Here is a 24486-nt window from a genome sequence, read left to right as displayed (position 1 = left end):
TTGGCCGGGACGGTCGGTCACAGGTACGCCGATGGCGTGCGGTGTTCCGCATCGGCTACACGGTGGCCGCGCTGAGCTGCTGCTGCAGGGCGTAGCGGTCCATCAGGTCCCAGTGCGCGACGAGCATGTCGTCGCGGACCACGAAGATGTCCAGCACGCTTATCGAGAACGTCCGGCCGCTGGCCGGGATGCCGAGCACCTCGCCGACCTGCCGGCCGCTGAACGTCATCCGGGCCGTGACCCGGTTCCCGTCGACGAGCAGGTCGTCGAGCTCCAGGCGGGTGTCCTCGACGGCGGCCAGCCAGTCGGCAACCGCGTCGCGCATGCCCTGCCGACCTCGGGCGCGCGCCGGGTTCGGGTGCTGGTAGTCCGGTGCGATGCAGCGGTCCAGGTGGCTGAGGTCCCGCTCGTTGAACGCCGCCAGTACGTGGCCGACGAGCTCGGTGATGGTGGCCCTGTCCATGTTGCGCGTCCTACTTTCTCAGGTGGGCGTCAGGGGGTCGGGATGCCGGCCAGCTCCGGCCGGCGCGGCGGGTGCTCCTCGGCGACCTGGATGCCGAGGCAGGTCGCGCTGATCAGCTCGTGGGCGTCCGCGTTGCTGTAGGGGTGCATCGTTCCGGCCCGGACGTCACGCAGGGCGCGGTCGTAGACGGAGCCGGCGCGTAGCGCGGCGGAGCCGACGAGCTGGACCACCCGGTCGACGACGGTCACGGCGTTGTTGGTGGCGAGCACCTTGGCCAGGACCACCCGCGACATTCCCTGTTGGATTGTCATCCTGGTCCACAGGTCGTTGCCCATCACCTCTTCGGCGGTCTGCCGCAGGACCGCCCGGGCCGACTCGATGAGCAGCGCGCACTCGGTGATCGTGGTCTGGACGAACGGTCGGGACTCCCAGCCGCGCTTGTGGACGTCGGCGAGGCAGTGCTCGAAGGCGCCCACGGCGACCCCGAGGTAGACCGCGCCGAACGTCGGCATCGCCCAACCCCACAGGGTCTGCAACAGGCTTCCGTCCAGGGCGCCGACGGGGAAGGTCAGGAAGATCGCCTCGTCGGGGACGTGGACGTCCCGTAGGGCGATGTTCTCGCTGCGGGTGGCCCGCATGCCTGAGGTGTGCCAGGTGCCGGCGAGGATCTCCACGCCGGGCGCGTCGACGGGGATCCGGAAGACCAGCAGCCGCGGCCCCTCGGGATGTTCCTCGTACACGGCCATCGAGGTCAGGTGGGTCATCACCGCCGAGCCGGTGCCGAAGGTCTTGAGGCCGGAGACCACGAAGCCGCCGTCGACCCGCCGCGCCCGGCTGCCCGTGCTGCGGACCAGCGGATGACCCGGCTCAGCCGTGGCTCCGCCCAGGATGACGGTGCCGTCGACGATGTCGCGCAGCGTCCGTTCGGTGGCCTCGTTCGGCGCGGTACGCCAGTTGCGCGCCATCTGCCCCGCCATGGACAGGTGCATGTTCACGGTGAGGGCGGTGGAGGCGCAGCCGGCCGCCAGCCGTTCCTGGGTGACCACCATGTCCCGTAGGTCCCCGCCCAGTCCGCCCAACTCCTCGGGCACCGTCAGACCGAGATAGCCGGATTTCCTCAGGGCGTCGAAGTTCTCGTAGGGGAACTCGGCGGACTCGTCGTACTTGGCGGCGCGTCGCTCACACGACCGGGAGAGCTCCTGGGCGATTCTCACTTTTTCTTCACGGAGAGAAGCAGGATTGGCACTCATCGTAAGGTTCCCTTCGGCCGGGGGTCGGCGACTCGGTTTCCCGGCGGCCCTTCTCCGGCACGTTCCGCCGTTATCAACCACGTTCGGGCCGCGCCCGGCGTCGGTCTCGGCGGGGTTTTCGGGACGCGTCGTCCGGTCGCCTCCGGCAGATCGGCCGGTTCGCGGACCTGGGACCGGAAGCCGTGCCGAGCCAACCAGGCCTCGGGTTCGTCCACCCCGGACTGCCACGGCCGGCCCTCCCGGCGCATGTCCGCCAGCCACTGCTGCATCCACGGGGCCCGGTAGAGGTCCGTGTTGACGTGCTCGAGGCCCAGGACGCTGCCCTCTGCGGACAGCCGCGAAACCGTGTCGAGCACCGCCTCGACCTGCTCGTCGGTGAGGTAGTAGAGAAAGCCTTCGATCAGCCACGCCGTCCGCTCGCCGGGGTCGAAGCCGGCGGCACGCAGACGGGCGGACCAGTCCCCGACCATGTTCGCGGCGACGGCGCGTCGCCGGCAGCGGGCGTTGGTCAGGCCGAGTTCCGCCAGGAGCGCCTCCTTGCCGGCCTGGAGGTCGGGCAGGTCGATCTCGAACAGCCGCAACTCGGCGGGAAGGTCGAGCCGGTAGGCCCGGCTGTCCATTCCCGCGGCGACGATCACCACCTGTCGCAGTCCGTCACGAACGGCGGTGGACAGGAAATCGTCGAAGAACTTCGTCCGCACCGCGAGCACGTCGAAACGCGGTGTCGGATTGTCGCGGAGGTCGGCCAGGAGCACGGGATCGGTACGGGCGACGAACTCGACCGCCAAAGAATCAAGAAACAGCGGATCGGCGCGGAGTGTCTCGGCGGCACGGGCGACCGCTATCCAGTGCGCGGTCATACTTGTCTGCTTCATCGTTCCCCGAAAGAGGTCTACTCGATGCGGATTGTTCGCTGGCGTCAGCGGGTATTCGGACGCTGCTCGGTCTGGCCGTCGAGAATTCGATTCAAACTGCGGAGAAGTGTTTGCTCCAGAATCCGGATCTGGTGTTTGCGGACCAGCGACCAGTAAAGATCCCCGCCCCTGTTCAAGGTGCGCAGCACAACTCCGAGGATCGCCGTTGATTCCATCACCATGAAAGACATCCGGTGGTGCAGGAAGCGGTCGCGATCCCCGATCATCACCTCGCGCTCGTCGATCGCGATCACCCGGTAGGGTCCGAGGCGGTTGCCCACCACCGGGCGTGCCTGGGGCTTCTTGCGGTTCATGGTGTTCGGGCTGACCCCGAGGGGGCGCAGGATGACCCGCTGCACCTTGATCCAGGCGTCTACCAGCGGCAACAGTGCGTCCGTGGTGTCACTCGGGCGGGTCATCGCGACCCTGGCCACCTCTCGGGGGTCGACCGTCAGGCCCACCGGAAGGTCCACCGCCACCGCTTGGGCATTGGCGTGGGGAGCTTCGTCCCGGAAGGCGGCCAACGCCGATCCGGCCGGAATCGAGATTTCGTGAGCACGCATCTGCACCGTTCCCCCATAAGTGCGAAAAGGGTCTCCCGACCCCGGCGTCGAGGGGTGGGGGTGTCGCTGCGCCGGCTTGCGCGGAACCGGCCGCCAACTTCGACAAGTGGGCCGATTCTTGGGGCCGGGAGCCCCGATGATCGTTCTGATACGGCTGCCGGAAGCAACTTGATCGTTATGCGAAGCCTAGCACAGCATTGATTCGAGTCAAAGGTCTCGATGATTTATCAGGTGATCTTCAGGGTTCGCCGAAGAAGCCACGAGAGACGGTGTAGACACGCACCGTGAACGGCATGTAACGTCGATCGCGTCCTCGGGTGGCCGTAGGTTGGCCGGTACCCCAGTCGACGTAGGACGCCTGATGAGGCGTCATCTCACCCGTCAGGCCGACTGGCATCTCTGCAGAGTCGGGGACAGTATCAGTCGAGGACTTCCGGCGAAGTCCACATTACCGAAGGGGTTAATGCCGTGAGCATTTCCGCGCAAACCCAGGTCGAGCTCGGCGTCGAGGAGCTGACCGGTCTGGACATCGACACCCTGGAGATCAGCGACTACCTGGACGAGTCGATGCTCGACACGCACGACCTGACCGAGACCCTCGTCGCCTCGTCGTCCTGCACCACCTGCATCTGCACCTGCAGCTGCTCCTCGTGACCTAGTCACTGAGGCCGAGCCCGCCCGCCGCTCCGGTCCGGCAACGGCCGTGCCGCTGTCCGGGCGTGGGCGGGCTCGGCGCCCTCGCGAGGTGGTCCGGGCGTCGGCGTCCGTCCGAACGGACGAACCGGTCCCCCGTACCTGAGCTGTCAATCCGGTGTTCTGGGAGGACATCCCGATGCGACCTGTCGTGCTGGTACATGGGCTGCTCGGCACGCCCGAGGCGCACTTCGGCGCCTGTGCCCCATGGTGGGGGCACCCCGTGACGCCGTTCAACCTCCCTGGGCACGGACCGCGCCAGGAGACGCCGGGCGACCAGACCGCCGTCGCGGTCGACGAGCTCTGCGAACTCGTCCACGCCCAGCCGGAGCGACCGCTGCTGGTGGGGATCTCCTACCTGGGCGCCGCCGTCGCGTTCCGGGCCGCCGAGAAGGCGGTCGGCTCCGTACACGGGCTGGTGATGTCGGGTTTCTCCTTCACCATGCGGCCCGACGGGCTCGACCGCTGGTTGACCGCCTTCACCCGGATGGCGCGCGAGCAGCAACCGAGCCGGGAGTACTTCGCCCGGTTGCACGGCGACAGGTGGCCCCGGCTGATCAGCGCCACGGCCGAGGAACTGCGGCGGGGCCTGCTGCGTATCCCGGACCGGACCGACCTCGAGCGCCTCGACCTGCCCGCGCTGCTGGTCAACGGGGCGTTGCTGGAGGCCGAGCGGCTCGCCGTCCAGCCGGCGGCGCAGTCCGGGGCCGACGTCGCGGTCGTCGCCGGCGCGGGACATCTCGTCCCCCGGGACTGCCCCCGTTCGTTCGTCGCCGCCGTCGAGGAGTTCAGCGCCCGGATCGACCAGCGACGTACGGTCTTCCACGAACGCCGTCGCTCGGGCGTGCCGGAGTCGTCCACCGCCGCGACCGCTCCGGCCGGCGCCCCGACAGTCCCCGACCCGGCGCCGGACGCCGTGCCCACCGACGCCCACCCGTCATCGACGAACCCGGCCACGGAGCCGACGCCGGCGGCCCCGCCCGTCGTCGCCGGGAGAACGGCCGCCACTTCGCCCCGGAAGGAGCCCGCGCCGCCCCGGGTCACCGCCGGGCACGGACTCGCCGGCTACGGGATCGCCCGGGTGTGCTCGCTGTCGCTGGACGAGATCGCCGGCCTGTCGTCGCGCCGGCTGGCGGACCTGGTGGACGAGGCCGACGCGCTGGACGCCCGGTGGCACGCCGAGTCCCGGCGGGTCGCCGAGACCCTCACCCCGGTGGTGCCCCGCCTGACCGACCGGGGGCAGCGCAGACGCATCCTCGACATCCGCCGCCTGCTGCACCGGGGCGGCGAGCTGACCGACGACCACTTCGCCGACCTGGCCGAGATCCCCGAGGTGGGGGAAGCCGACCGGCTGCCCCGACTACGGGCCCTGCGTCGGCGCCGGACCGAGGTGACCGGCGGCCTGGCCGAGGCGTACGAGCAGGCGCGGCGCGCCGAGCAGGCGGTCCTCGCCGAGCTCGGTCTGCGGCCGGAGATCCTGATGAGCGCCCAGCTCACCGGGGCGAACGTGGCGCAGAACCTCCGTCGCTTCGCCCGGGACGTCGCGGCCGGCCAGGCCGGTGACAAGCGGTCCCGGACCACCGAGGCCACCCTCGTCAACCTGGTCGCGCGGAGCGCGCTGAAGCCCTCCCCGTTCAGCCGGTTGGTGCACACCCGGCCCGTGCTGTTCACCGACGACGCGGAAACCGACGTGGCCGGCCAGCCGGCGACGACGGAGCCCGGCTCACCGCGGTCGGTGTGCCGGCTGCCCCGCCAGCTCGTCGAATGGGTCGAGCGCACCCTGTGCCGGCATTCCGATCTGCGACCGGCGCTGGTGCTGCGCCGCGCCCCGATCGTGGCCCGCGCCAAGGGCGGCGTCGCGCTGCTCGTTCGGGGGCGCGACGGCACCGACCAACCAGCCAGCGCCGAACGGGTCGTGCGGGCCGAGGAGGACGACCTGCTCGCCGTCCTCCTCGACCTGCCCGCCGACCAGCCGGTCAGCCTGCCCGAACTGCGCAGGCGTTGCGCCGAGCGGTTCGACGTCGACCCCGCCGCCCTGCGGGCCGGCGTCGAGGAACTGGTCACGTCGGGCGTGCTCGGATGGGATCTCGGCGTCGACGAGCAGGAGCCGACGCCGATGCTCCGACTCGCCCGCCTGCTGCCGCCGGACGGTGATCCCCGGCTGCGCGGGGTGGTCGCCCGGCTGTCCGACATCGAGGCCGGTTTCGGTCCGATGGGCCCCGAGCAGCGGGAGGCGGCCCTCGCCGACGTACGCCGTTGCGTCACCGAGCTGGCGGAGCTGTGCGACGCGCCGCTCCCGCCGCTGGAGGCGGCCCGGAGCCTGATCTACGAGGACCTGGTGACGACCCGCCCGCGTACGGAGAGCCGGGCGGACTGGCAGCGTCACCTGCCCGCCCTGTCCACCCTGCACGACCTGGCGCCGCTGTTCGACGACGACGCGCACGTACGGGCCATCGTCGCCGACGTCGTCGGCCAGACGTTCGGGCCGGGACCGCATCGCCTGCTGCCCCTCTACTCGGCGCTCTCCACACCCAGGGCGCGTGCCCTGCTGACGCGGCGGCTGCGTGAGTTGTCCGCGCCGGTGCCGACCGAGCTGCGCCGGCTGCAGGACGCGGTCCTGGCTCAGGCGGCGCCGCACGACGGGGTCGAGACCACGCTCGACCGGCGGCGGCTCACGGAGGTGGTGGCGGAGCTGCCGGCTTGGGTGGCCCGCTGGGAACGGGTGGGCTGGCAGGTGCAACGGACGCGGGCAGCCGACCCGCTCCTGGTGGTCAACGACGTCTCGCTGGGCTACGCGCGGCCCATCTCCCGGTTCTGCGCGGCGTACGAGATGGCGGACGAGGGGTCGGCCGACTTCACCGCCCGGGTGCGTGCCGACATCGCGCGACACGACGACCCGGACGCTCCGTTGACCGACCTGTGCGCGGTGCTGGGCATCAACTCCAACGTCCATCCGCCGCTGCTCGGCCGTCATCTGCGCTACCCCTGCGGCACCCCGGGAGAGTGGGGCGCAGACAGCGGCATCTCGCTGGAGGACTGCTGGGCCGAGGTCGACACGACCGCCTGCCGGTTGCGCCTGCGGCACGGCCGCACCGGTCCGGTGCTGCGGCTGGTCCCGTTGAACTTCCTGCTCAACGACCTCGCCCCGCAGTTCTACCGCTTCCTGAACTTCTTCGGCGCCGGGACACTGGCGAACATCGGGTGGTGGGACCGGGTGGACCAGCGGCGGCCGGACCGGCCCGGCATCCGACGCTATCCGCGGGTACGGCTGGACGACGTGGTGCTGGCGCGGCGTGCCTGGAAGGTCTCGTCGTCCGAGCTGCCCGTCGTGGACGGCCTCAGCCGGCTCGACGCGCACCGGGCCGTACGCCGCTGGCGAGCTGACGTCGGCCTGCCGGAGCAGGTGTTCTGCCGCAGCCTGACGGTGCCCGACCCGCTCGTGCCGCGGACCATCGACGAGCAGGAGAGCTGGAGCCGGCGGCTGCAACAGTTCCCCTCCTCCGCCGAGCGCAAGCCCGCGCTCGTCGACTTCACCAGCGTCACCAGCGTGAGTTCCTGGTTCCGGACGCTCCGCCGCGGCGCCGCCGACCTGACCTTCCAGGAGTGCCTGCCCGAGGTGGGGCCCGACCGGCCGGGCGACCCGGGCGGGCACGTCACCGAGTTCACCATCGAGACGACCGCGGAGGCAGGGTGAGTACCGCACCGGTGTGGTTGTCGTGTCACGTCTTCTACCACGACGACGCGGACCGACTGTTGACGGAGCTGCTGCTGCCGATGCTCACCGAGCTGCGGCAGCGGGGGCTGACGCGACGCCAGTTCTACCTGCGCCACTGGGAACGGGGCCCGCACGTGCGGGTGCGGGTCCAGACCCTCCCGGCGCACCGGGCCGAGGCCCGCGAGGAGATCGGACGACGCGTCACCGGCTACCTGGCGAAGCACCCGGGGAGCACGGACACCGACCCGGGCCGGCTGACGACCGCCCTGCGACGGCTGAACGAGTTGGAGAACGGCACGGACGCCGCCGTGTCGGACGCCGAGCCGCCCAACTCCCTGCGGTGGATCGACTACCGACCCGAGCTGGCCAAGTACGGCGGCCCGCAGGGGGTCGCGGTCGCCGAGGACGTCTTCGACACCAGCACCCGGTTGGCCGGTGAGGTGGTCCAGCGGGTGGGCCAGGGTCGGGTACGGCTCGGCGTGGCGTTGCAGTTCCTGCTGCTGGCCGCCCGAGCCCTGGGACTGACCGAGGCGCAACGGACGGTCTTCTTCCGGCACTACCACGAACGGTGGCGGCCGTACGTGCCGGACGCGGCCCTGATCGACGCCTGGGCGCATCAGTACGCCGCCCAGCGCGACACGTACCGACGCATGCTCGACGACCTGGCAGACGGTCGGCCTCTCGGCCGGGGCCTGGGCCGGCGGTGGGAGGACCTGATCACGGAAGCCGTCGGTCGGCTCCGTCCGCTCGTCGAACGGCGGGAGGTGTGGCCGGCCGAGGTCGAGCCCGCCGCGCCGCCGTTCGTGGCCCTGGCCGCCCTGGTCAGCCAGTACCTGCACACGACGAACAACCGCATGAACGTACGCCCCCAGGGGGAGTGCTTCGTGGCATATCTGGCGCACTGCGCAGCTGTGGACCGCGGCGCCGATCTCCCCGAGCTGTCCGGGCTGGCGGCGGGAACAGGAGCTGAGCAACCATGACCACAGACAAGTCCGGCGACGTCACCGTCAACGTCCCCTGGTCCAGCCAGGAGGAGATCCTGCTCGACGTCGCCGCCCCCACCCTCGACGAGTCCGTCGAACGGGGCGAGACGGAATCCTGGTTCTACCTGCGCGAGACCAGGGACGGCAGCTCCTACCTCCGGTTGAAGTTCCGGACCGCGAGCCCGTCGGTGGAGGCGCGGCTGAGGTCCCGGGTCAGCGAGGCCGTGGGGGAGGCGGGCCGGAACAACCTGTTCGAGTACCGCCCGTACAACAAGGAACACGACTGGCTCGGCGGCGGCGCGGCGCTGGGCATCGCCGAGTCGTTCTGGACCGAGACCACCCCGCTGGCGTTGGAGTCGCTGCGGGCGACCCGGGGCAACCGGGCGCTGCGTCTGGCCCTGGCTCTGGACATGTTGGCGTGCACCGGCGTCTTCCTGGCCTCCCGGCTGCCGGAGAGCCTGAGCCGGTTCGGCTACCGGGCCGGTTACCTGTCGTACCTGGCCACGTTCGAGGGGTACATGCTGCTGATCCGCGAACCCGAGGCGGCCCGCGCGCGGCACGCCAGGCGGTACGAACTGAACCGGGACGCGTTGCGCCCGCGGATGCGCCGGCTCGTGGAGATCATGCAGGATCCGGACGGTGACCTGGACGGTCTGCCCGAACCCACGTTGCGGTACCTGAACAGCCTGCGGTCGCACCTGCCCGCCATCCAGCGGGGCTTCGACGAGGGCAGGTTCTACCTCTACGCGACCCCGCGCAGGGACGACTTCGCCAAGCTGACCCCGGCGCCGGACGGGTTGTACCGCCGGCCCGACCTGCCGTGGCTCGCCGACGCCCCCGAGCCGCCGGTGGCCGGAATCCACCGGGCCATCGCCGACAACCCCTACTACCAGGGGATGATCAGGCACGACCGTCGGTTCCAGGCGTCCCGGGTCGCCCAGGCGTACGGCCACTGGCACCTGTACCGGCTCGGCTTCCTGCTGTCCGACCGCTACACGTTGTGCTACCTCCTGGCGCGTGCCTTCGAGGAGGAGTTCGGGCTGGACGCGGCGGAGCTGATCCGATCGGTCAAGCCAGAGGCCGAGGTCGGCTGATGCTGACCGACGCGGCCACGCGACACCGGCAGGGCCCGGAGCAGCCCCACCAGCCCGGCGGCGCGGCGCGGGAGACGGATGTGCGGCCCTTCGACCGGGCCGAGGTGTCGGCCTTCGTCCACCGGCTGCGCGGCAGCTTCGACGACATCTACCCGGGCTCGTGGCAGATCGACTGGCAGAACATCCCCAGCCCGTTCCGCTGGTACGAGACGGCGCGACAGGTCGATCTGCCGCCCATGCCGCGCCGGCTCGTCCGAGGTAGGGCGCAGCAGGCGGTGACCGTGGCACAGCGGGGACAGCTGTCCTGGCTCGGCGCGTTGCTCCAGGCCAGCTACGGGGTGACCGGGATCCGTTGGTACCCGGAGGGAACCGCCAAGAGCAGTCCCGAGCAACCTGCCCCGGTGCACCGTGACGCCCACTACCAGCTACGTCGGGCGGTGCCGTCCGGCGGGGTCACGTACCCGGCCGAGTGTTACGTCTGCACCGACGGGGACGCGGGGCTGGCCGCCGGCGTCTACCACTACAACGCCGTCCGGCATTCGCTGGCCCGTCTGGCGTCCGGTCGTCCACCGGACGAACTGGCGTCACCTGACGGCGGTGTCCGGATCGTGCTCACGATCCCGCTGTGGAAGAACTACTTCAAGTACGGGGACTTCTCCTACCGGCTGGCCGCGTTGGACAGCGGCACCGTGGTGGGCCAGTTCGCGCTGACCGCCCGGCGCTGGGGTTGGACCTGCCGCGTCTCGCTCGTCGGCGGCGAGCTGCCCCTGCTGCGTGGGCTGGGCCTGGATCCGTCCGTCGAGGCGGCGCCGGTCGTGCTCGACGTCCGACCCGCGCCGACCGGCGGCGCGTCGGGCGACGGCTCCGCGTCGGGCGACGGTATTCGGACAGCGGCCGTCCCGGACGTGCCGTGGCGTGGCGCGATGGAGATGCCGGACCGCTCCTCGGGGGCCCGGCGGATGCACGCCGCCTGTCTGGCCACGGCCGGAAACCCGGTCGACCTACCCCCGATCCCGCTGGACGGGCTGCCGGTCGACGCTCGGCTGCCCGCTGTGGCGGGCGAACCTCCCACGGTCGGCGACGCGTGGGCCCGTACCGCTCTCGGTGAGCAGTACCGGGGGACCCCGGTGGGCATGGACGACGTGGCGACCTGGAGCGCGGAGCTCCTCGCCCCGCTGGACGGGTCGGTTCCCACCGGCCCTGCCGACGTTGCCTGCCACCCCCGGTGCCTGCTGATAGCCCGTTCGGTGACCGGCCTGCCGGCCGGCGCCTACCTGCTGCACGATGACGGTCGCGGGCTCACCCGTACCGCCGGGGGCGACTTCGGCCCCCTCGTGCAGCGGTGCCTGTTCGGTTCCTACATGAACTTCGCGCAGGCGCCCCTGATCGCCGTCATGGTCGGCGCGGCCGACGTCCACGACGGTCCGGGCGGCGCCCTCGCCTACCGCGCCCAGCACCTGCTCGGCGGGTTGCTCGCCCAACGGCTGTCGGTGGCCGCGGCCCGCGACGGGCTGTCGGCGCACCCGGTGCTCGGCTTCGTCTCCGCTCCGCTGGACGACGAGCTGGGTCTGGCGGGGCGAGGGCTGACCGCCCTGCTGCTGGTCGGGATCAGCCGGTACCGGCGGGCGCTCTACCTGGAGAGCAGCGCGCACCCGGTGGCAACCGGCGGCGGAGGTGGCTCGTGACGGAGACCCTGCTCCGCCTGCGGGCGGACGCCTACTACGTCCCGGTGCCCGACGGGGTGTGGATCCGCACCACCGACGGCTCCTTCACGCTGCGCGGCTCGGCGGTGGCCCGGTGGGTGGAACGGATCGCTCCGCTGCTGGACCGTGGGATATCCGACAAGCGCCTGCTCGCCGCGCTCCGGCCCGAGCAGGCCAAGTATGTCCGTGGCCTGATCGGCATCCTGGAGCAGCGGCAGGTGGTGCGGCGGCACCGCGTCGACGAGTTGACCGAAGACTCACCCGTGACCCGGGCGTTCGGTCAGCAGATCGAGTACCTGCGGCACTTCGCCGCGGATCCGGCGGCCGCGCTGGCCCGGGTCCGTACCTGCCCGGTGTCCGTCGTCGGGCCGTCGGAACGCGCCTCGCTGATCGCCGCCACCCTGGTCGAGACGGGCTTCGGTGACGTCGTCCTGCGGGACGCCGAGCCCACCGAGGAGCTGCGGGAACTGGTCGACGACCACCGGGGGGCCGGGTTGTCGGTCCGGTTGCGGGGGCCGGCCGACCCGCCGGTCGACGGCGCCCGCCTGGTGGGCCTGTTCGCCGCCTCGGAACTCGACGACGCGTGGCGCCTGCTCGACCGGGCGGGAACCCCGGTCTGGGCCGGCGTCGTACGCGGGCAGGCGATGCTGCTGAAGGGTCAGGTGCCCGGCGCCGGGGTGGCCTGTGTCCGGTGCGCCTGGCGTCGGCTGGTGCATCCGGCCGTCGGGTTGCCCGAGGACGCGAGCCTCGGGCACGTGCCCACCGCGGTCGGCGCGGCGGTGCTCGCCCAGGAGCTCTTCCAGCACGTCGGCGCCGACCACCCCGCCCGGCTGACCGAGGGGGTGGTGGTCGACCTGACCCGGCTCAGCATCTGGCGCACCGCCGTGGATCCCGACCCGTCCTGCCCGGGCGGGTCGCACGCGACCGACCCGGTGACGCCGGTGACGTCGGCCCGCCGGGGGCGGTTCCCGGCGGTGGTCTCCGCCGCCCGTTGCTTCGGGCCGCTGGTCAGCAGTTCCCCGCGCGGGCTGGAACAGGGGCCGCTGGTGGCGCTGCGGCTGCGGGTCAACCCACCCGGTCGGCCGGCGCCGGCCGCTGTCGGCGAGGAGCGTGGCGTGGTGGTCGCCTCGACCGGGCAGTCGGCGCGTGAGGAGGCCGCTCTGCTGGCGGTGGAGACGACGGTGCCGGTGCCCGCCCGGGCGGTGCTCGGGGTCGGCCCGACCGCCATGGTGGCGCTGGGTCGGGCGCTGTGCCGCTGGGCTGCCGACCGGCTGCCCGACGGGTGGTCGTCGGCGGCCCCGGGCGTCGGGGCCGACGGGCCGGCGTCCGACGACGACCCGCTCGGCGGCGTCCGGTGTCAGCGGCATCCCAGTGGACTGTGGCGTGCCCTGGTCGACGACGACGGCCGGTGGGTGGTCGGGACGGATCGCGACGACGTCGTCGAGCGGGCGCGGTTGGCGGCGCGGGCGCGCCGTCAGTTGCCGTCCGTCGACCCGGACGCGATCGTTCCGGCGGCAGGTGACCGGTTCGTCGAGGACCGGTCCGTGCGGGACCGCGCGGAGCGGCTCGGCCTGTGCTGGCAGGAGGTGACGCTGCCGCCGCTGGCGGCGCCGCACCTGGTCGGCGTCACGGTCACGCCGGACCCGCCGGCGGAGACATGACCGGCGCAACACCCGATCAGCGGACCGAAGGATGGATGGTGCGCCCGTGAGCAGGGGCCTGGTGACTCTGGTTAACCCGAACAAGGTGCATCCACCGATCGCGCCGTACGCCCTGGACGTGCTCACCACCGCGTTGGAGCAGGCCGGCTACACGGTGGAGGTGGTAGATCTGACCTTCCGTCGCGACGACTGGCAGGTGGTCGTCACCGAGTACTTCTCCCTGCGGCAACCCCTGCTCGTGGGGGTGACGGTACGGAACACCGACACCACGTACGCGTTGGAGCAGCGTCCCTTCGTCGACGAGCACAAGGAGATCATCCTCGCGATCCGGCAGCGGACGACCGCTCCGCTCGTGGCCGGCGGGATCGGCTTCTCGACCATGCCGTTCGCCCTGGTCGACTACTTCGGGGTCGACTTCGGCGTCAAGGGGCCGGGCGAGGTGATCATCTGCGATCTCGCCGACGCGCTGGTCGAGGGGCGCGACCCGCGGTCGGTCGCCGGCCTGCTCGTCAACGAGGGCGACGGGCGGGTCGTGTCCGTCCCGGCCCGGACGCCGGCCGCCGGCACCGGGCCGCTGGCGTTGGCCGGCTACAACCAGAGTCGCCTCTGGCAGGTCAACCGCCTCGACAGCTACCACCGCCGCTCGGGTGACCCGTCCAAGGTGGACAACCTCGCCTACTACCGGTGGAGCGGGATCGGCAGCATCCTGACCAAGAACGGGTGCGTCTACCGCTGCTCACACTGCGTGGAGCCGGACGCGAAGGGCACCCGGTTCGCCCGGCGGAGCATCCCGGCGGTGGTGGACGAGATGGAGTCCCTGGTCGCCCAGGGGGTGCACGACCTGCACTCCACCGACAGCGAGTTCAATCTCGCCATCGGCAACAGCAAGACGCTGCTCAGGGAGATCATCCGCCGCAGGAACACCGATCACTCCGGGCCGCTGCACGACCTGCGGCTGTGGATCTACTGCCAGCCGGCCCCGTTCGACGAGGAGTTCGCCGAGCTGCTGGCCGGCGCCGGCTGCGCCGGGGTGAACGTCGGCGCCGACCACGTCCGCCGCGACCTCCTCGACGGCTGGAAGGTCACCACCGGTGGCTCGCAGTTCTACACCTTCGAGGACACCGCCCGCCTGGTGGAGCTCAGCCACCGCCACGGCATGCAGACTATGGTCGAGGCGCTCTTCGGCATGCCGGGCGAGACCCGCGAGACGATGCGGCGGTGCGTGGACGAGTTCATGGCGCTCGACGCGACCGTCACCGGGTTCAGCCTCGGGCTGCGGCTCTTCCCGTACACCGATCTCGGCATCCGGATGGCCGAGCGGTGCGCGGGGGTGCGGACGGTGCCCGGGCTGCAGTCGAACACCGCCCGGGAGCCGATCGTGCTCAAACCGCTCGCCATGTGCGCCAGCCCGGTCGAGTACGAGCGGCAGTTCATGTTCGACGACGACGGTGGCTTCCGTCTGGTCTGCTACTTCTCGCCGGACCTGCCGGAGGACCCCGCCCGGGTCTCCGACCCGGCGGGACGGTGGCGGCAGTCGGTGCAGTTCCTCTGGGACCACATCCCTGCCCGGGAGCACTACCGGGTCATGCTGCCCACCGTGGCGGGCATGAGCGAGCACGACAACAACTACGCCGACAACCCCTTTCTGCTCAGCCTGTGCCGCCTGGGCTACTCCGGAGCGTTCTGGTCGCACTGGCGTCAGCGCCACTCGATCCTCCGGGAGGCCCACGACCGGGGCGTGCTCGAGACGGTGACCGGCTGACGCCGGGTGACCGGCCGCGTGGAGGCGCTGACATGAGGGAGGTGGCGTGGTGGGCGGGGCCCTGAGTGGACGGTCCGCGCTGATCAGCGGCGCCGGCCGTGGAATCGGGCGGCACCTGGCGCTCGGTCTGGCCCGGGCGGGCATGAACGTGGCTCTGCTCGGCCGGCGGCCGGCGGGACTGGACGACACCGCCTCGGAGTGCGTCCGGTTCGGGGTGGAGGCCCTCACCCACCCGGTCGACGTCCGGCGACCCGCTGCGGTCCGGGCCGTGGTCGACGACGTCTTGGGCAGGCTGGGCGCGGTCGACCTGCTGGTCAACAACGCCGGTATCGCCGACCACGACGAGAGCCCGCCGTGGCAGGTCGACGCCGACCGGTGGTGGGAGGTGCTGGAGACGAACCTGCGGGGCTCGTTCAACCTCTGCCGGGCGGTGCTGCCGTCGATGGTCGCCGCCGGCGCGGGTCGGATCGTCAACATCAACTCGAACGTGGCCACGAAGCGGGACATCCGGTACACGGCCTACGGCACGTCCAAGGCAGCTCTGCTGGCGCTCTCTGACGCCCTCGCCGGGCCGCTCCGCGCGCACGGCGTGTCGATCTTCGACATCAGTCCGGGCATGGTCCGTACCGACATGTCCGAACGGATGACCGCGTGCCTGGAACGTGACCAGTGGGTGAGCGTCGACCTCGTCGTCGACGCCGTCGTCCGGACGGCCCGCGGCGAACTCGATCCGGTGAGTGGCAGATACCTGCACGTCGGGGCCGACGACCTCACCGAACTGGTCGCGCGCGCCCGCGCCGGTCTCCCGGACGGCGCCCGGACGCTGCGCCTGCTTCCCTACGGCGCCGGCGATCCGCTGGCCTGACGCTCACCCGGAGGTTCTCCTTGCCTGTTCGCCTTCGACCCGACCTGGCGGCCCTGCCGTCCTACGCGCCCGGCACGATGCCACCCGTCGAGATCAACCTAGCCGGCAACGAGGTGCCCACCGAGCTGCCCGGGAGCGTCCGCGACGCGATCAACGACGCGGCGGCGCGCAGCGGCCGGTACCCCGACCCGACGGCGTCCGCCCTGGTGGCCCGGCTGGCGCGACGACTGGACGTCGACACCCGGAACGTCGTCGTCGGCTGCGGGTCGGTGACGCTCTGCCACCAGGCGGTGCAGGCCACCTGCGCCGCCGGCGAGGAGGTGCTGTTCCCCCGGGTGTCGTTCGAGGCGTACCCGGTCATCGCCCGCGTCGTCGGGGCCACCCCCCGGTCGGTGCCGTTGGCCGACGACTGGTCGCCCGACCTGCCGGGGATGCTGGCCGCCGTCGGGCCGGCGACCCGGGTCGTCTTCCTGTGCACCCCCAACAACCCGACCGGCGCGCAGCCGCGGGCCGCCGCCCTGCGGGAGTTCCTGGCGGCCGTCCCGCCCACGGTCCTGGTGATCCTCGACGAGGCGTACCGGGAGTTCGTCGTCGGGCCGGACGCCTTCGACGGGGTGTCCCTGGCCCGGGAACAGTGGCGTCAGGGACGGGACAACGTGGCGGTCCTGCGAACCTTCTCCAAGGCACACGGCCTGGCCGGCCTCCGGCTCGGCTACCTGATCGGTCCCGGAACGGTCACCGAAGCCCTCGGTAAGGTCCAGGTCCCGTTCGGGGTGAGCAGCGTGGCCCAGGCCGCCGCGCTCGCCTCGCTCGACGCCGAGGACGACGTCGTCGAGCGGTGCCGGACGATCGTCCGCGAGCGGACCCGGGTACGTCGACTGCTCCACGACGCCGGCCACCGGGTGCCGCCGAGCCAGGGGAACTTCCTGTGGCTGCCGTTCGGTGACCGCTCCGCCGACTTCGCCGCCCACTGCCGCGACAACGGAATCGCCGTGCGGGTGTTCGGTGACGACGGCGTGCGGGTGACCATCGGCACCGCGACCGAGAACGACGCCTTCGTCGCCGCGGCGCGGACCTACCGGCGGCGGCCGGTCACCGGGGCGCGGGAGCCGTCGGGATCACGGGCGTGACGGGCGCCGGAGCGCTCCCACCACGGACCGGACGAGCAGGAGGGACATCATGACGAACGCTGGCGAGTGGCGGGAGGTCGAGCGGCAGTTGGCCGACGCCGTCAACTACTGGGTGTGCACCGTACGCGCGGACCTGCGACCGCACGCGGCACCTGTCTGGGGCGTGTGGTGGCGGGGGACCCTGGCGTTCTCCTCGGTGGGCGTCAGCGTCAAGGTGCGCAACCTCCGACGCGACGACCGGGTGACGGCGCACCTGGAGAGCGCGAGCGACGTGGTGATCCTGGACGGTCACGCTGTGGAGATCACCGAACGGGATGCGCTGGTCGAGATCGGGGAGAGCTTCACGGCGAAGTACGGCGCGTCGACCGGGGGCGCCTACGATCTCGTCGCCGCCCACCGGATGGGAATGGCCGTCTGCGCCGTACGGCCGACGGTCGTGCGTAGTTGGCGGGCCGGTGCGGCCCTGGCCTCGTCGCGCTGGACCTTCGACGACGACGGTGGGGTGCTGTTGTCCCGCTCATCGGTGGCGGCGGAGGCCGACGCCGCCGGCTGACCCGCGCCCGAACCGTCCAGCGGCCGATGGGCGGCCGGTCGCTGTCGTCGGCGCGCCGCCGCCCCACCGCGCTCCGTCGCACCCTGTCGGGAACCTCCTGCCATCGGCTGACGACTATCTCTGCGAGTCCACGTAGTCGTCCCACGATGAGGAGTAGCCGATGGATCGCCGGGATGCCCTTCGGGCCACGGTCGCCGCCGGAGCGGTCGCGAGTGGCGCGGTACTGATGTCGGGAAGCGCGTCCGCCGCGCCACGGTTCACTCCCGCCCGGCCGCTGCGGGTGCAGATCGTCACGTTCGACGGTGTCGAGGAGCTGGACTTCGTCGCCCCGATCGACGTGTTCGGCCTGGCGAAGGGGATCGGGGGCGGCACGGTCAGCACCAGCATGGTGACGGTGGACGGCGACGACCCGGTCGCCGCCTTCCACGGCAGCAGGATCGGGCCGGTCGGGCGGTGGGCGCCGCGCGAGGCCGACGTACTGCTCGTACCCGGTGGTGGTTACCGGCGGGCCGACGCGCCGGGAGTGCTGTACGAGATCCAGCGGGGGGTCGTGCCGGCCGCGATCGCCGCCGCCCGACGGCGTGGCCTGACCATCGCGGGCGTCTGCACCGGCACCATGCTCCTGTCGGCGGCCGGGCTGACCGCCGGTCGGCCGTGCATCACCCACCACCGGGCGGTGGAGGACCTGCGTGCCCAGGGCGGCCTCGTCACCCAGGCACGGGTGGTCGACGACGGGGACCTGGTCACCGCCGGTGGCGTCACCTCCGGGCTCGACCTGGCGCTCTGGCTCGTCGAGCGGTTCCTCGGCGTCGATCTCGCCCTCCAGGTCGAGCAGGTGCTGGAGTACGAGCGGCGCGGCGCCGTCTGGCGTCGTTGACCCTGGCGGCCGTCGGCGGCCGGGCCACCGCGAGGGGCTCGGGCTGACGCGCCTGCCGCCCGCCCGGCCGGTGCCGCGCCCGCGACGATGTTCGCGCTAACAGCGTGCGCGACTGCACCGGCGCCGCCAACCAACGCTGGACCCGCCGCTGACCCACCCGTCCCGTCGGGCCTGACCTGATGCCCCACCCCGTTTCCCTGATCCGGCGGCGTCGCCCCGCGATGAAACCGCCACATCAGGGAAACGGGGTGGCGGGCAGCGCGCACGACCCGGCTCGTACCGGGACCGGACGCTGGTGCGCCTCGTGGACCTGCAACGACCCGCGCAGCGGCGTTTCGAACTCGGACGCCGGCCGGGGCGCGGCGAACCATCGGGACCAGCCCGGCGGCGGCCCACCGCCGACGGACCGTGTCGGCGTCCAGGCCGAGCCGCGCCGCCGCGTCGGGCGCGATGCCGTCCTCCCCGTCGAGGTCACCGTCCGGATCCGGGTGGTGCGTGGTGAGCACGAACTCGATCGTGCGGACCAGGCGACCCTCGCAGCAGGCGTCGAGTCCTGTCAGCCTGTGGCACCGGGCCTCCCCCAAGCAGTCACCGGCAATGGCATGACTCCCGGTCATGGGATACCTGGCACGGATCCGGCCGCGCCGCAAGCGCGTCCCGCCCGGCGTCCGCCGCTACGTAGTAATACGAATTCAGTTCAGGCGTCGGCGACGGCGAACCTACGGTTGGGACATTCCCGTCCATCGTCTTCTCCTCCTGTGCCGGCCCTGCCGGGATATTTCTGTCTCCTTCGATCGAGTGGGAGTCCCGATGAGATTCGAGCCCGATCAGCAGACCGTCCGGACGCGCCGCCACGGGCGCGCCGGTCTGCTCGCCGTCGTCGCCGTCGTCCTGCTCGCCGGCTGCGGCGGCGGGACCGAAACCGCTGGCCCGCCGCCGTCGGTCGACCCCGAGGACTGCGCGAAAGTGGCCGGGGTCGCCCCGTCCCCCGACCTGGTCAACCTGGCGCTGGTGGTCGACAACACCGCCTCGGCCGCCCGTGGGGCCCTGCCCCCGGCCGTGCACGAGCAGCTCACCGCCGCGCAGCAACGCGCGCAGCAGCAGAAGGCCCCCGGTCAGGTGGTGATCGTCGGCGTCGACGGCGACGGTCGGCGGCCCCGGGAGGCGCGCCGCGTCGCGCTCGACCCGGTCGGCGGCACCAGCGAGAAGGCGCGCAACGCCCGGGCCGCCACGGTGGCCTGCGTGCTCCGGTGGGCGTCCGAGGTGGCGTCGCAGGGTGAGGGGAGCGAGGTGCTCGCCGCCGTCACGTACGCGAGCCGGCTCGGGGCCGAGGAGGTGCTCGTCGTCTCCGACGGGGTCGCCAACGCCGGCGCGTTGGACGTGAACGCCGCCCTGCACGACGACCCGGCCCAGGTGGCCCGCCGGCTCGCCAGGGAGACCACCCCGCTCAAGGGCGTGTCCGTCGTCTGGGCCGGGCTCGGTGACACCGCCGAGCCGCTGCCGGAGAGCAGCCGGAACGCGCTGCGTGAGCTGTGGGCGGCGATCTTCGCGCAGGCCGGCGCGAAGGTCCGCTTCGAGGACCGGCCGCGGGCGGCGGGGGAGGCCCGCGAAGGGCTGCCGCCCGACGAGGTCGCCCTGCGGGTGCTTCCGGCCGCGTCCACCTGCGGGGAGCGGTTCGTCGCCCCGGACGCGGTCCTGTTCCGGCCGGGCAGCGCCACCCTGCGCGCCGGGAGCGCCGACGTGCTCCGGCCGGTCGCCGACCGGCTGGCCCAGGACCCGTCCCTGCTGGTGACGGTCGCCGGGCACACGGCCGCCTACCAGTCCACCACCTACCGGCAGCGGCTGTCGGAGCGGCGGGCCAAGGCCGTCCGGCAGGCCCTGGTCTCCCTGGGCGTCGATCCGGCCCGGGTGAGCGCCGTCGGCTACGGCTCGACGCGGCCCCGCGTCGACGAGTTTCCCGGGGGCGTGCACGACGAGCGCCGGGCGGCCCGGAACCGGCGGGTCGAGATCGACCTCGACCGGAAGGGATGCGCGTCGTGACCATGCCACGGTGGATCCGCCGGCTCGCCGACCTGGTCGTCCCGTTCGGCGCGGTCGAGCGGGAGCGGGCCTTCGTCCTGCGCGCCGAGCGGGCCTCGGCCGCCGCGCTGCCACCGGACGAGTGGAGCGCCGGCGAGCAGGCCGTCGTCGTCGAGACGGGCTCCACGCTGGCGTACCACGACGTGCGGAGCGCGTCCGGTCTGCTCCGCGCGCAGCAGGCGCTCGTCTCGGCGGCGGCGGCGAGTCGACTCGCCCGGCAGCGGCTGGAGGCGACCCGGACGGATCCCCGGTGGGTCGGGCACGTCCGTGCCCCGTCGACCCCGACCGCCCCGGCGTCTGGTCCGGACGGTCACGCCCCGGCGTCGGGTCCGGACAGTCACGCCCCGCCGCCACCGCCTGGCGACGACGCGCCGGACGGTCGGTCGGCCGGGCCGGACGACGTGCCGGAACGCCGGTGGGGACGGCGGGACCAGATGGCACGGTTCCGGGAGGACTTCGACCCGCATCAACCCCTGTCGCACGAACGGGTGCTCGGGGTCATCGAGTTCCTCTTCATCGTGGTCGAGGTCTACTTCTGGTACGGGGTCTTCGACGACGAGGTGACCGAGGAGGCCGGCCTGTTCGACCCGACCCGGGTCGGCGCGATCCTGCTCGCCCTGCTCATCCCGGCGGTCGGCGTCTGGGCGGCCCGCGCGGTCGGCAAGCTCGGGCACCGCTGGCTCTACCGGTACCCGGGGGTACGTCGCATCTCGCTGACCGGCCTCGTCGCCAGTGGCCTGGTCAGCCTGGTGGTGCTGGTCGCGGTCTGCTGGCTGGTCCTGGTCCGCTTCTCGGACCAGGGTTTCCAGACGACGGAGGTCCCGGCCGCGCCGATGGCCCTCGTCTTCGGCGCCGTCCTGGTCGTCGACGCGGTCGCGCGGGCATTCCTGACCTCCGAGATCCGGACGCAGACCGACCGTCGGGCCAGGCGACTCGACACGCTCACCACACGCCTGGTCAAGACGAACACCGCGCACGAGCGGGCCTGGCTCGCGCTGCGCAGCGCGACGCAGGCGCACCTGAGCCGGATGGAGCGGATCACGGCGGTCGGCGGACTGCTGCTGCTGGACGAGCGGGCGCTGGGCGGACGCGGCGCCGCGCCCGCCGGGGTCGGCCGGGACCGGCCCGCCCACCGGGCCCCGGCCAGCGGACGCCTGGACGTCGGGCCCGACGCCCCGCTCGCCCTTCCCGATCCGACGCCGCTGGGGATCTTCGGTGACCCGCTGGCGTCGGTGCCGCTGCGCGCGGTCGAGGACGCGATCAACTCGCTCGACTACTGGCGGCCGATGACCGGCGGCGAGGTGGACCGGATCGTCACCGAGCTGCGCCGCCAGCTTTACGGCGTGACGGGCGAGCCGTCCGGTCGGGTCGGCCCGGACAAGCCGGGCTCCCCGGCGACCGGGGGTCGGTGACATGGCGTCGGCAGCCCTGCGGTCCGGCCCGTCGCTGTCGCGGGGGGCCGGGCTGGCCCCGAGACGGCGACCCGCCCGTACGTTGGTTCCGCTGCTGCTGCTCGTGCTGGTGCTCGTGGCGCTGCTCGCCTGGCTGGTGACCCGGGTCGTCCCGGCCCAGCTCGGGGAACGGCAGCTCGAACGGACCGTGCTGGTGGGGCCGCGTGGTCCGGCCTGCCTCCGGATGGTCATGGTGGTGGACATCTCCGGGTCCATGGCGGACTTCGCCGCCCCCCGGGACCGGGCCCTCGACCGGCTGTTCTCCTGGCTGGGCGACAACCTGCGGGACGGCGACGAGGTGGCGGTCGTCGACTTCGCCGCGGAGGCGGCCACCCGGGTCCCGGCGACCGACTACCGGACGGCGCGGCTGACCGGCCCCACCGGGGCGAAGGACGGGCGCGACACCCTGGTGCGCCCGGCCCTGGACCAGGTCCGGCGGCTCGGACCGACCACCTGCGACACCGAGCTGATGTTCATCTCCGACGCGCAGATCAACGACCTGCCCGGCGACGCCGACGCGGGACGGCGGATTCTCGCCGACACCGACGTGCACGGCATCCACCTGCTGGTGCCCGGGGAGGAGGTGGAGGTGGACGACCGGTGGACGGTCGCCTTCCCGTCGGCCGCGCCGATCCGGTTCGACGGCAACGACGCCGACGAGACGGCGCTGACCCTGGGCGAGGCGGTGGCCGCGGTGACCGGCCAGCGCCTGGAGCAACGCCCCGCCTGACCCCACCCCACCCCGCCGACTCCGCGCATGGCCCACGCCGGCATGATCCACACCAGCTCACCGATATCGCGGTGACAACTCGCCCCGAGGCCGCCACATCGCCGAAACGGAGTGGACCAAAAGCCTTCCAGGCGGCGATGACCCGCTTCCGGGTGCTGGGGGTCGGCGAGGCCGGGCAGGTTGAGCAGGACGAATGCCAACTGGAACGGCCGCCAGCGGTGGTTGACCGGCTGGTCGGCGTCGACGACCGCCTCGTCCAGCGGGGTCTCCGGACGGTCACGTCGCCGGGCGGCGACCAGGCTGCGGTAGGAGGGGGCCCTGCCCGGCTTCGGAGTCCCCTCGTCTATGCGGCTTCCAGACCGGCCTCTGCCCGGTCGAGGTTCCCGGGCGGGACGGTTCCGGTGAACTGCTCGCCGTTCATCAGCCTGACCAGGAACGTGGTGACCTCCGCCTCGGTCGGCTCGGCCCATGTTTCCGCCTTGGCGATCTCGGCCGCCACACCCCGGACCTCAGCGTCGCTGGGCTTACCCTCGTGGATGTCGACCATGAGGAAGTAGACCAAGGCGAGAGTCAGCTCGACCGCTTGCGGATCGACTCCTCGTCCGGGAAGCTCTGGAATTGCTCCTCCAGCATGGGGAAGTCACGGATCGCCGCGGCGTGGATGCTGTCTCTGACCAGCGGTTCGAGTTGCTGTCGACCATCATCTTCAGTCCTGTGCCCTTTTCCGTGCTTCTCGCGGAGCAACGAGGAGAAGGGTCTGACCGTAACTCAGGCCGCTTGCTGTTTGCCTTCGGTTTTGGCTGCTTGTGTGATTTGGGAGACCCGCTGTGGTGAGATGCCCAGCAGTTCGCCGATATCACGGACGGTGTACCCGGCACGGATAAGCTCTACGGCCGCGTATCGAGTTGTCTCCTCAGCCGAACGCTCGGCCTGACGGAGAGCGACCCGCGCCTCACGTGCTCGCACTACCTGATCGGGCAGCACCGGCTTGATCTCGACATCGAAGCTATCGGGTGCGACCTCCAGCATGAGGCCGATGGCTTCGCGCGCCATGCTTTCCACTTGATCGAGCCGGCGAGCCTGGGAGAACACACCCTTGAGTTCGGGAACAGTTATCGCCCACCAGGAGCCGGAGCGTGCGCATTCGACCGTGTACTTCACTGAGAGCCCCCTACCTAAGTCCCAGCGATCGCAGAATACCGCGTGCCGTCATCTCGTTTATCTCTCGATGTCGAGGGATTGTCACTTTCTGCGATCCGTACTGGTAGATGCTGTGGCTGCCGCCTTCTCGGGCGAGGGTGAACATCACGCCCTCCTCGGCGGCAGCCTTACTGATCTTGTTGATGAGGTCGACCCGCTTCACCTTGCCATGTCTAGTTCGCTAGACGGAGTAAGTCTAGCAGGCTTGCCGGCGTGGCGTGGCTAGAACAAGGCGTCGGGAGGAGGGAGGGGATCGCGCCCCACCGCACCGCGTCGAGGAACGCGGCCAGCTCGCCCGGATCGTCGAAGCCGTCACGCGGATCGGGCAGGGTGGCGCTGTCGTGCACCAGTCGGCCCGGCTCCAGCTCCCAGACCACCCGCAGCTCCTCGTCGCGGGCGTCGTCCTCGACGCTGACCAGGGTGACCAGGGTGACCAGGTGGGGGTGCGGCCGGTCAGGACGTGCGGGTCGCCGCTGGTGACCTCACTGCGCACCACGTCGGCGACGACCCAACGCCGGTTGCGCACGGTGACGAGTTGGCCGGGCGCCGGCGATTCGGCGGTGGGCGGCCCGGGGGGCCGGGTCGGACCGGCGGACCGTCCGAGGGCGTGGGTGGCCAGGGTCATCCGGCTCGGACCACCGGTGCGTTCCTCCATGCGGGGCTGTCGTCAGGGCAGCGGCTAGTGGCCACATCGCCGGCCAGCGGGCGACGAGGTGGCCCGGCTGTGGGCGTACGGCGCGTGGCGTACCGCTGGGGGAAGCTGGCGCGCGACGGCGCGCCGGCCGGGCGGAAGCCGGTGA

The 24486-nt window shown here is 72.1% G+C and carries 22 protein-coding genes; 14 read left to right on the top strand and 8 right to left on the bottom strand.

Annotation, left to right across the window (positions count from 1 at the left end; all coding sequences use genetic code 11):
- Positions 1-55 precede the first annotated feature (55 nt).
- The 4 genes from O7606_RS13490 to O7606_RS13475 are packed head-to-tail and all read right to left on the bottom strand — an operon-like array spanning position 56 to position 3190.
- Positions 56-463 (bottom strand): ester cyclase, encoded by a 408-nt coding sequence (locus O7606_RS13490; protein WP_281594373.1) that lies wholly within the window; start codon positions 461-463, stop codon positions 56-58.
- 29 nt (positions 464-492) lie between these two features.
- Positions 493-1677 carry an acyl-CoA dehydrogenase family protein gene (locus O7606_RS13485; RefSeq protein WP_281594372.1) on the bottom strand — a complete coding sequence of 395 codons (1185 nt, stop codon included), beginning with the start codon at positions 1675-1677 and terminating at the stop codon, positions 493-495.
- 32 nt (positions 1678-1709) lie between these two features.
- Complete coding sequence (locus O7606_RS13480; protein WP_281594371.1) at positions 1710-2573, bottom strand: SAM-dependent methyltransferase; 864 nt, start codon at positions 2571-2573, stop codon at positions 1710-1712.
- A gap of 59 nt (positions 2574-2632) precedes the next feature.
- On the bottom strand, positions 2633-3190 hold the full coding sequence (locus tag O7606_RS13475) for a DUF2867 domain-containing protein (protein WP_281599652.1): 558 nt from the start codon (positions 3188-3190) through the stop codon (positions 2633-2635).
- A 468-nt stretch (positions 3191-3658) separates the two neighbouring features.
- Between O7606_RS13475 and O7606_RS13470 the strand changes: the two genes are divergently transcribed.
- From O7606_RS13470 to O7606_RS13405, 14 genes are all read left to right on the top strand, one after another.
- A complete protein-coding gene (locus O7606_RS13470) occupies positions 3659-3844 on the top strand; it encodes a thiocillin/thiostrepton family thiazolyl peptide (protein WP_281594370.1) in 186 nt (61 codons plus the stop codon).
- A 190-nt stretch (positions 3845-4034) separates the two neighbouring features.
- Positions 4035-7577: a hypothetical protein gene (locus O7606_RS13465; RefSeq protein ID WP_281594369.1), complete on the top strand. Its 3543-nt coding sequence runs from the start codon at positions 4035-4037 to the stop codon at positions 7575-7577.
- Positions 7574-8578: a lantibiotic dehydratase C-terminal domain-containing protein gene (locus tag O7606_RS13460; RefSeq protein ID WP_281594368.1), complete on the top strand. Its 1005-nt coding sequence runs from the start codon at positions 7574-7576 to the stop codon at positions 8576-8578. The genes O7606_RS13465 and O7606_RS13460 overlap by 4 nt, the downstream gene beginning before the upstream one ends.
- Positions 8575-9675 (top strand): lantibiotic dehydratase C-terminal domain-containing protein, encoded by a 1101-nt coding sequence (locus O7606_RS13455; RefSeq protein WP_281594367.1) that lies wholly within the window; start codon positions 8575-8577, stop codon positions 9673-9675. The genes O7606_RS13460 and O7606_RS13455 overlap by 4 nt, the downstream gene beginning before the upstream one ends.
- Positions 9675-11360, top strand: coding sequence for a hypothetical protein (locus O7606_RS13450; RefSeq protein WP_281594366.1), 1686 nt, complete (start codon positions 9675-9677; stop codon positions 11358-11360). The genes O7606_RS13455 and O7606_RS13450 overlap by 1 nt, the downstream gene beginning before the upstream one ends.
- The gene (locus O7606_RS13445; protein ID WP_281594365.1) at positions 11357-13039 is read left to right on the top strand and encodes a hypothetical protein; all 1683 of its coding nucleotides are present in this window, start codon (positions 11357-11359) and stop codon (positions 13037-13039) included. The genes O7606_RS13450 and O7606_RS13445 overlap by 4 nt, the downstream gene beginning before the upstream one ends.
- 61 nt (positions 13040-13100) lie before the next feature.
- Positions 13101-14801 carry a tryptophan 2-C-methyltransferase gene (gene tsrT, locus O7606_RS13440; protein WP_281594364.1) on the top strand — a complete coding sequence of 567 codons (1701 nt, stop codon included), beginning with the start codon at positions 13101-13103 and terminating at the stop codon, positions 14799-14801.
- 49 nt (positions 14802-14850) lie between these two features.
- Positions 14851-15666 carry an SDR family NAD(P)-dependent oxidoreductase gene (locus O7606_RS13435; protein WP_281594363.1) on the top strand — a complete coding sequence of 272 codons (816 nt, stop codon included), beginning with the start codon at positions 14851-14853 and terminating at the stop codon, positions 15664-15666.
- A gap of 20 nt (positions 15667-15686) precedes the next feature.
- Entirely contained in the window at positions 15687-16796 is a 1110-nt protein-coding gene (locus O7606_RS13430; protein ID WP_281594362.1) for a histidinol-phosphate transaminase, read from the top strand.
- A gap of 49 nt (positions 16797-16845) precedes the next feature.
- On the top strand, positions 16846-17349 hold the full coding sequence (locus O7606_RS13425; RefSeq protein WP_281594361.1) for a pyridoxamine 5'-phosphate oxidase family protein: 504 nt from the start codon (positions 16846-16848) through the stop codon (positions 17347-17349).
- A 160-nt stretch (positions 17350-17509) separates the two neighbouring features.
- A complete protein-coding gene (locus O7606_RS13420; protein WP_281594360.1) occupies positions 17510-18226 on the top strand; it encodes a DJ-1/PfpI family protein in 717 nt (238 codons plus the stop codon).
- 810 nt (positions 18227-19036) lie between these two features.
- The gene (locus O7606_RS13415; protein ID WP_281594359.1) at positions 19037-20266 is read left to right on the top strand and encodes an OmpA family protein; all 1230 of its coding nucleotides are present in this window, start codon (positions 19037-19039) and stop codon (positions 20264-20266) included.
- Positions 20263-21717, top strand: a complete 1455-nt coding sequence (locus O7606_RS13410) for a hypothetical protein (RefSeq protein ID WP_281594358.1) — start codon at positions 20263-20265, stop codon at positions 21715-21717. The genes O7606_RS13415 and O7606_RS13410 overlap by 4 nt, the downstream gene beginning before the upstream one ends.
- A 1-nt stretch (position 21718) precedes the next feature.
- Complete coding sequence (locus O7606_RS13405) at positions 21719-22486, top strand: hypothetical protein (RefSeq protein ID WP_281594357.1); 768 nt, start codon at positions 21719-21721, stop codon at positions 22484-22486.
- A 343-nt stretch (positions 22487-22829) separates the two neighbouring features.
- Here the strand turns inward: O7606_RS13405 and O7606_RS13400 are convergent, their stop codons facing one another.
- From O7606_RS13400 to O7606_RS13385, 4 genes are all read right to left on the bottom strand, one after another.
- Positions 22830-22985, bottom strand: a complete 156-nt coding sequence (locus tag O7606_RS13400; RefSeq protein ID WP_281594356.1) for a hypothetical protein — start codon at positions 22983-22985, stop codon at positions 22830-22832.
- A gap of 71 nt (positions 22986-23056) precedes the next feature.
- Entirely contained in the window at positions 23057-23230 is a 174-nt protein-coding gene (locus O7606_RS13395; RefSeq protein WP_281594355.1) for a hypothetical protein, read from the bottom strand.
- 24 nt (positions 23231-23254) lie between these two features.
- Positions 23255-23647 carry a helix-turn-helix domain-containing protein gene (locus tag O7606_RS13390; protein ID WP_281594354.1) on the bottom strand — a complete coding sequence of 131 codons (393 nt, stop codon included), beginning with the start codon at positions 23645-23647 and terminating at the stop codon, positions 23255-23257.
- Between the two features lie 212 nt (positions 23648-23859).
- Positions 23860-24063 carry a hypothetical protein gene (locus O7606_RS13385; RefSeq protein WP_281594353.1) on the bottom strand — a complete coding sequence of 68 codons (204 nt, stop codon included), beginning with the start codon at positions 24061-24063 and terminating at the stop codon, positions 23860-23862.
- Positions 24064-24486 lie beyond the last annotated feature (423 nt).

This window comes from Micromonospora sp. WMMD882 (assembly GCF_027497255.1).
Taxonomy (GTDB): domain Bacteria; phylum Actinomycetota; class Actinomycetes; order Mycobacteriales; family Micromonosporaceae; genus Micromonospora.
This window is presented reverse-complemented; position numbering and strand designations above follow the sequence as displayed.

Bases quoted from the DNA above. Each gene is read 5' to 3' on its own strand.
- O7606_RS13405 (WP_281594357.1), top strand. From the start codon at position 21,719: ATGGCGTCGGCAGCCCTGCGGTCCGGCCCGTCGCTGTCGCGGGGGGCC.
- O7606_RS13420 (WP_281594360.1), top strand. From the start codon at position 17,510: ATGGATCGCCGGGATGCCCTTCGGGCCACGGTCGCCGCCGGAGCGGTC.
- O7606_RS13480 (WP_281594371.1), bottom strand. From the start codon at position 2,573: ATGACCGCGCACTGGATAGCGGTCGCCCGTGCCGCCGAGACACTCCGC.
- O7606_RS13455 (WP_281594367.1), top strand. From the start codon at position 8,575: ATGACCACAGACAAGTCCGGCGACGTCACCGTCAACGTCCCCTGGTCC.
- O7606_RS13475 (WP_281599652.1), bottom strand. From the start codon at position 3,190: ATGCGTGCTCACGAAATCTCGATTCCGGCCGGATCGGCGTTGGCCGCC.
- O7606_RS13415 (WP_281594359.1), top strand. From the start codon at position 19,037: ATGAGATTCGAGCCCGATCAGCAGACCGTCCGGACGCGCCGCCACGGG.
- O7606_RS13425 (WP_281594361.1), top strand. From the start codon at position 16,846: ATGACGAACGCTGGCGAGTGGCGGGAGGTCGAGCGGCAGTTGGCCGAC.
- O7606_RS13450 (WP_281594366.1), top strand. From the start codon at position 9,675: ATGCTGACCGACGCGGCCACGCGACACCGGCAGGGCCCGGAGCAGCCC.
- O7606_RS13490 (WP_281594373.1), bottom strand. From the start codon at position 463: ATGGACAGGGCCACCATCACCGAGCTCGTCGGCCACGTACTGGCGGCG.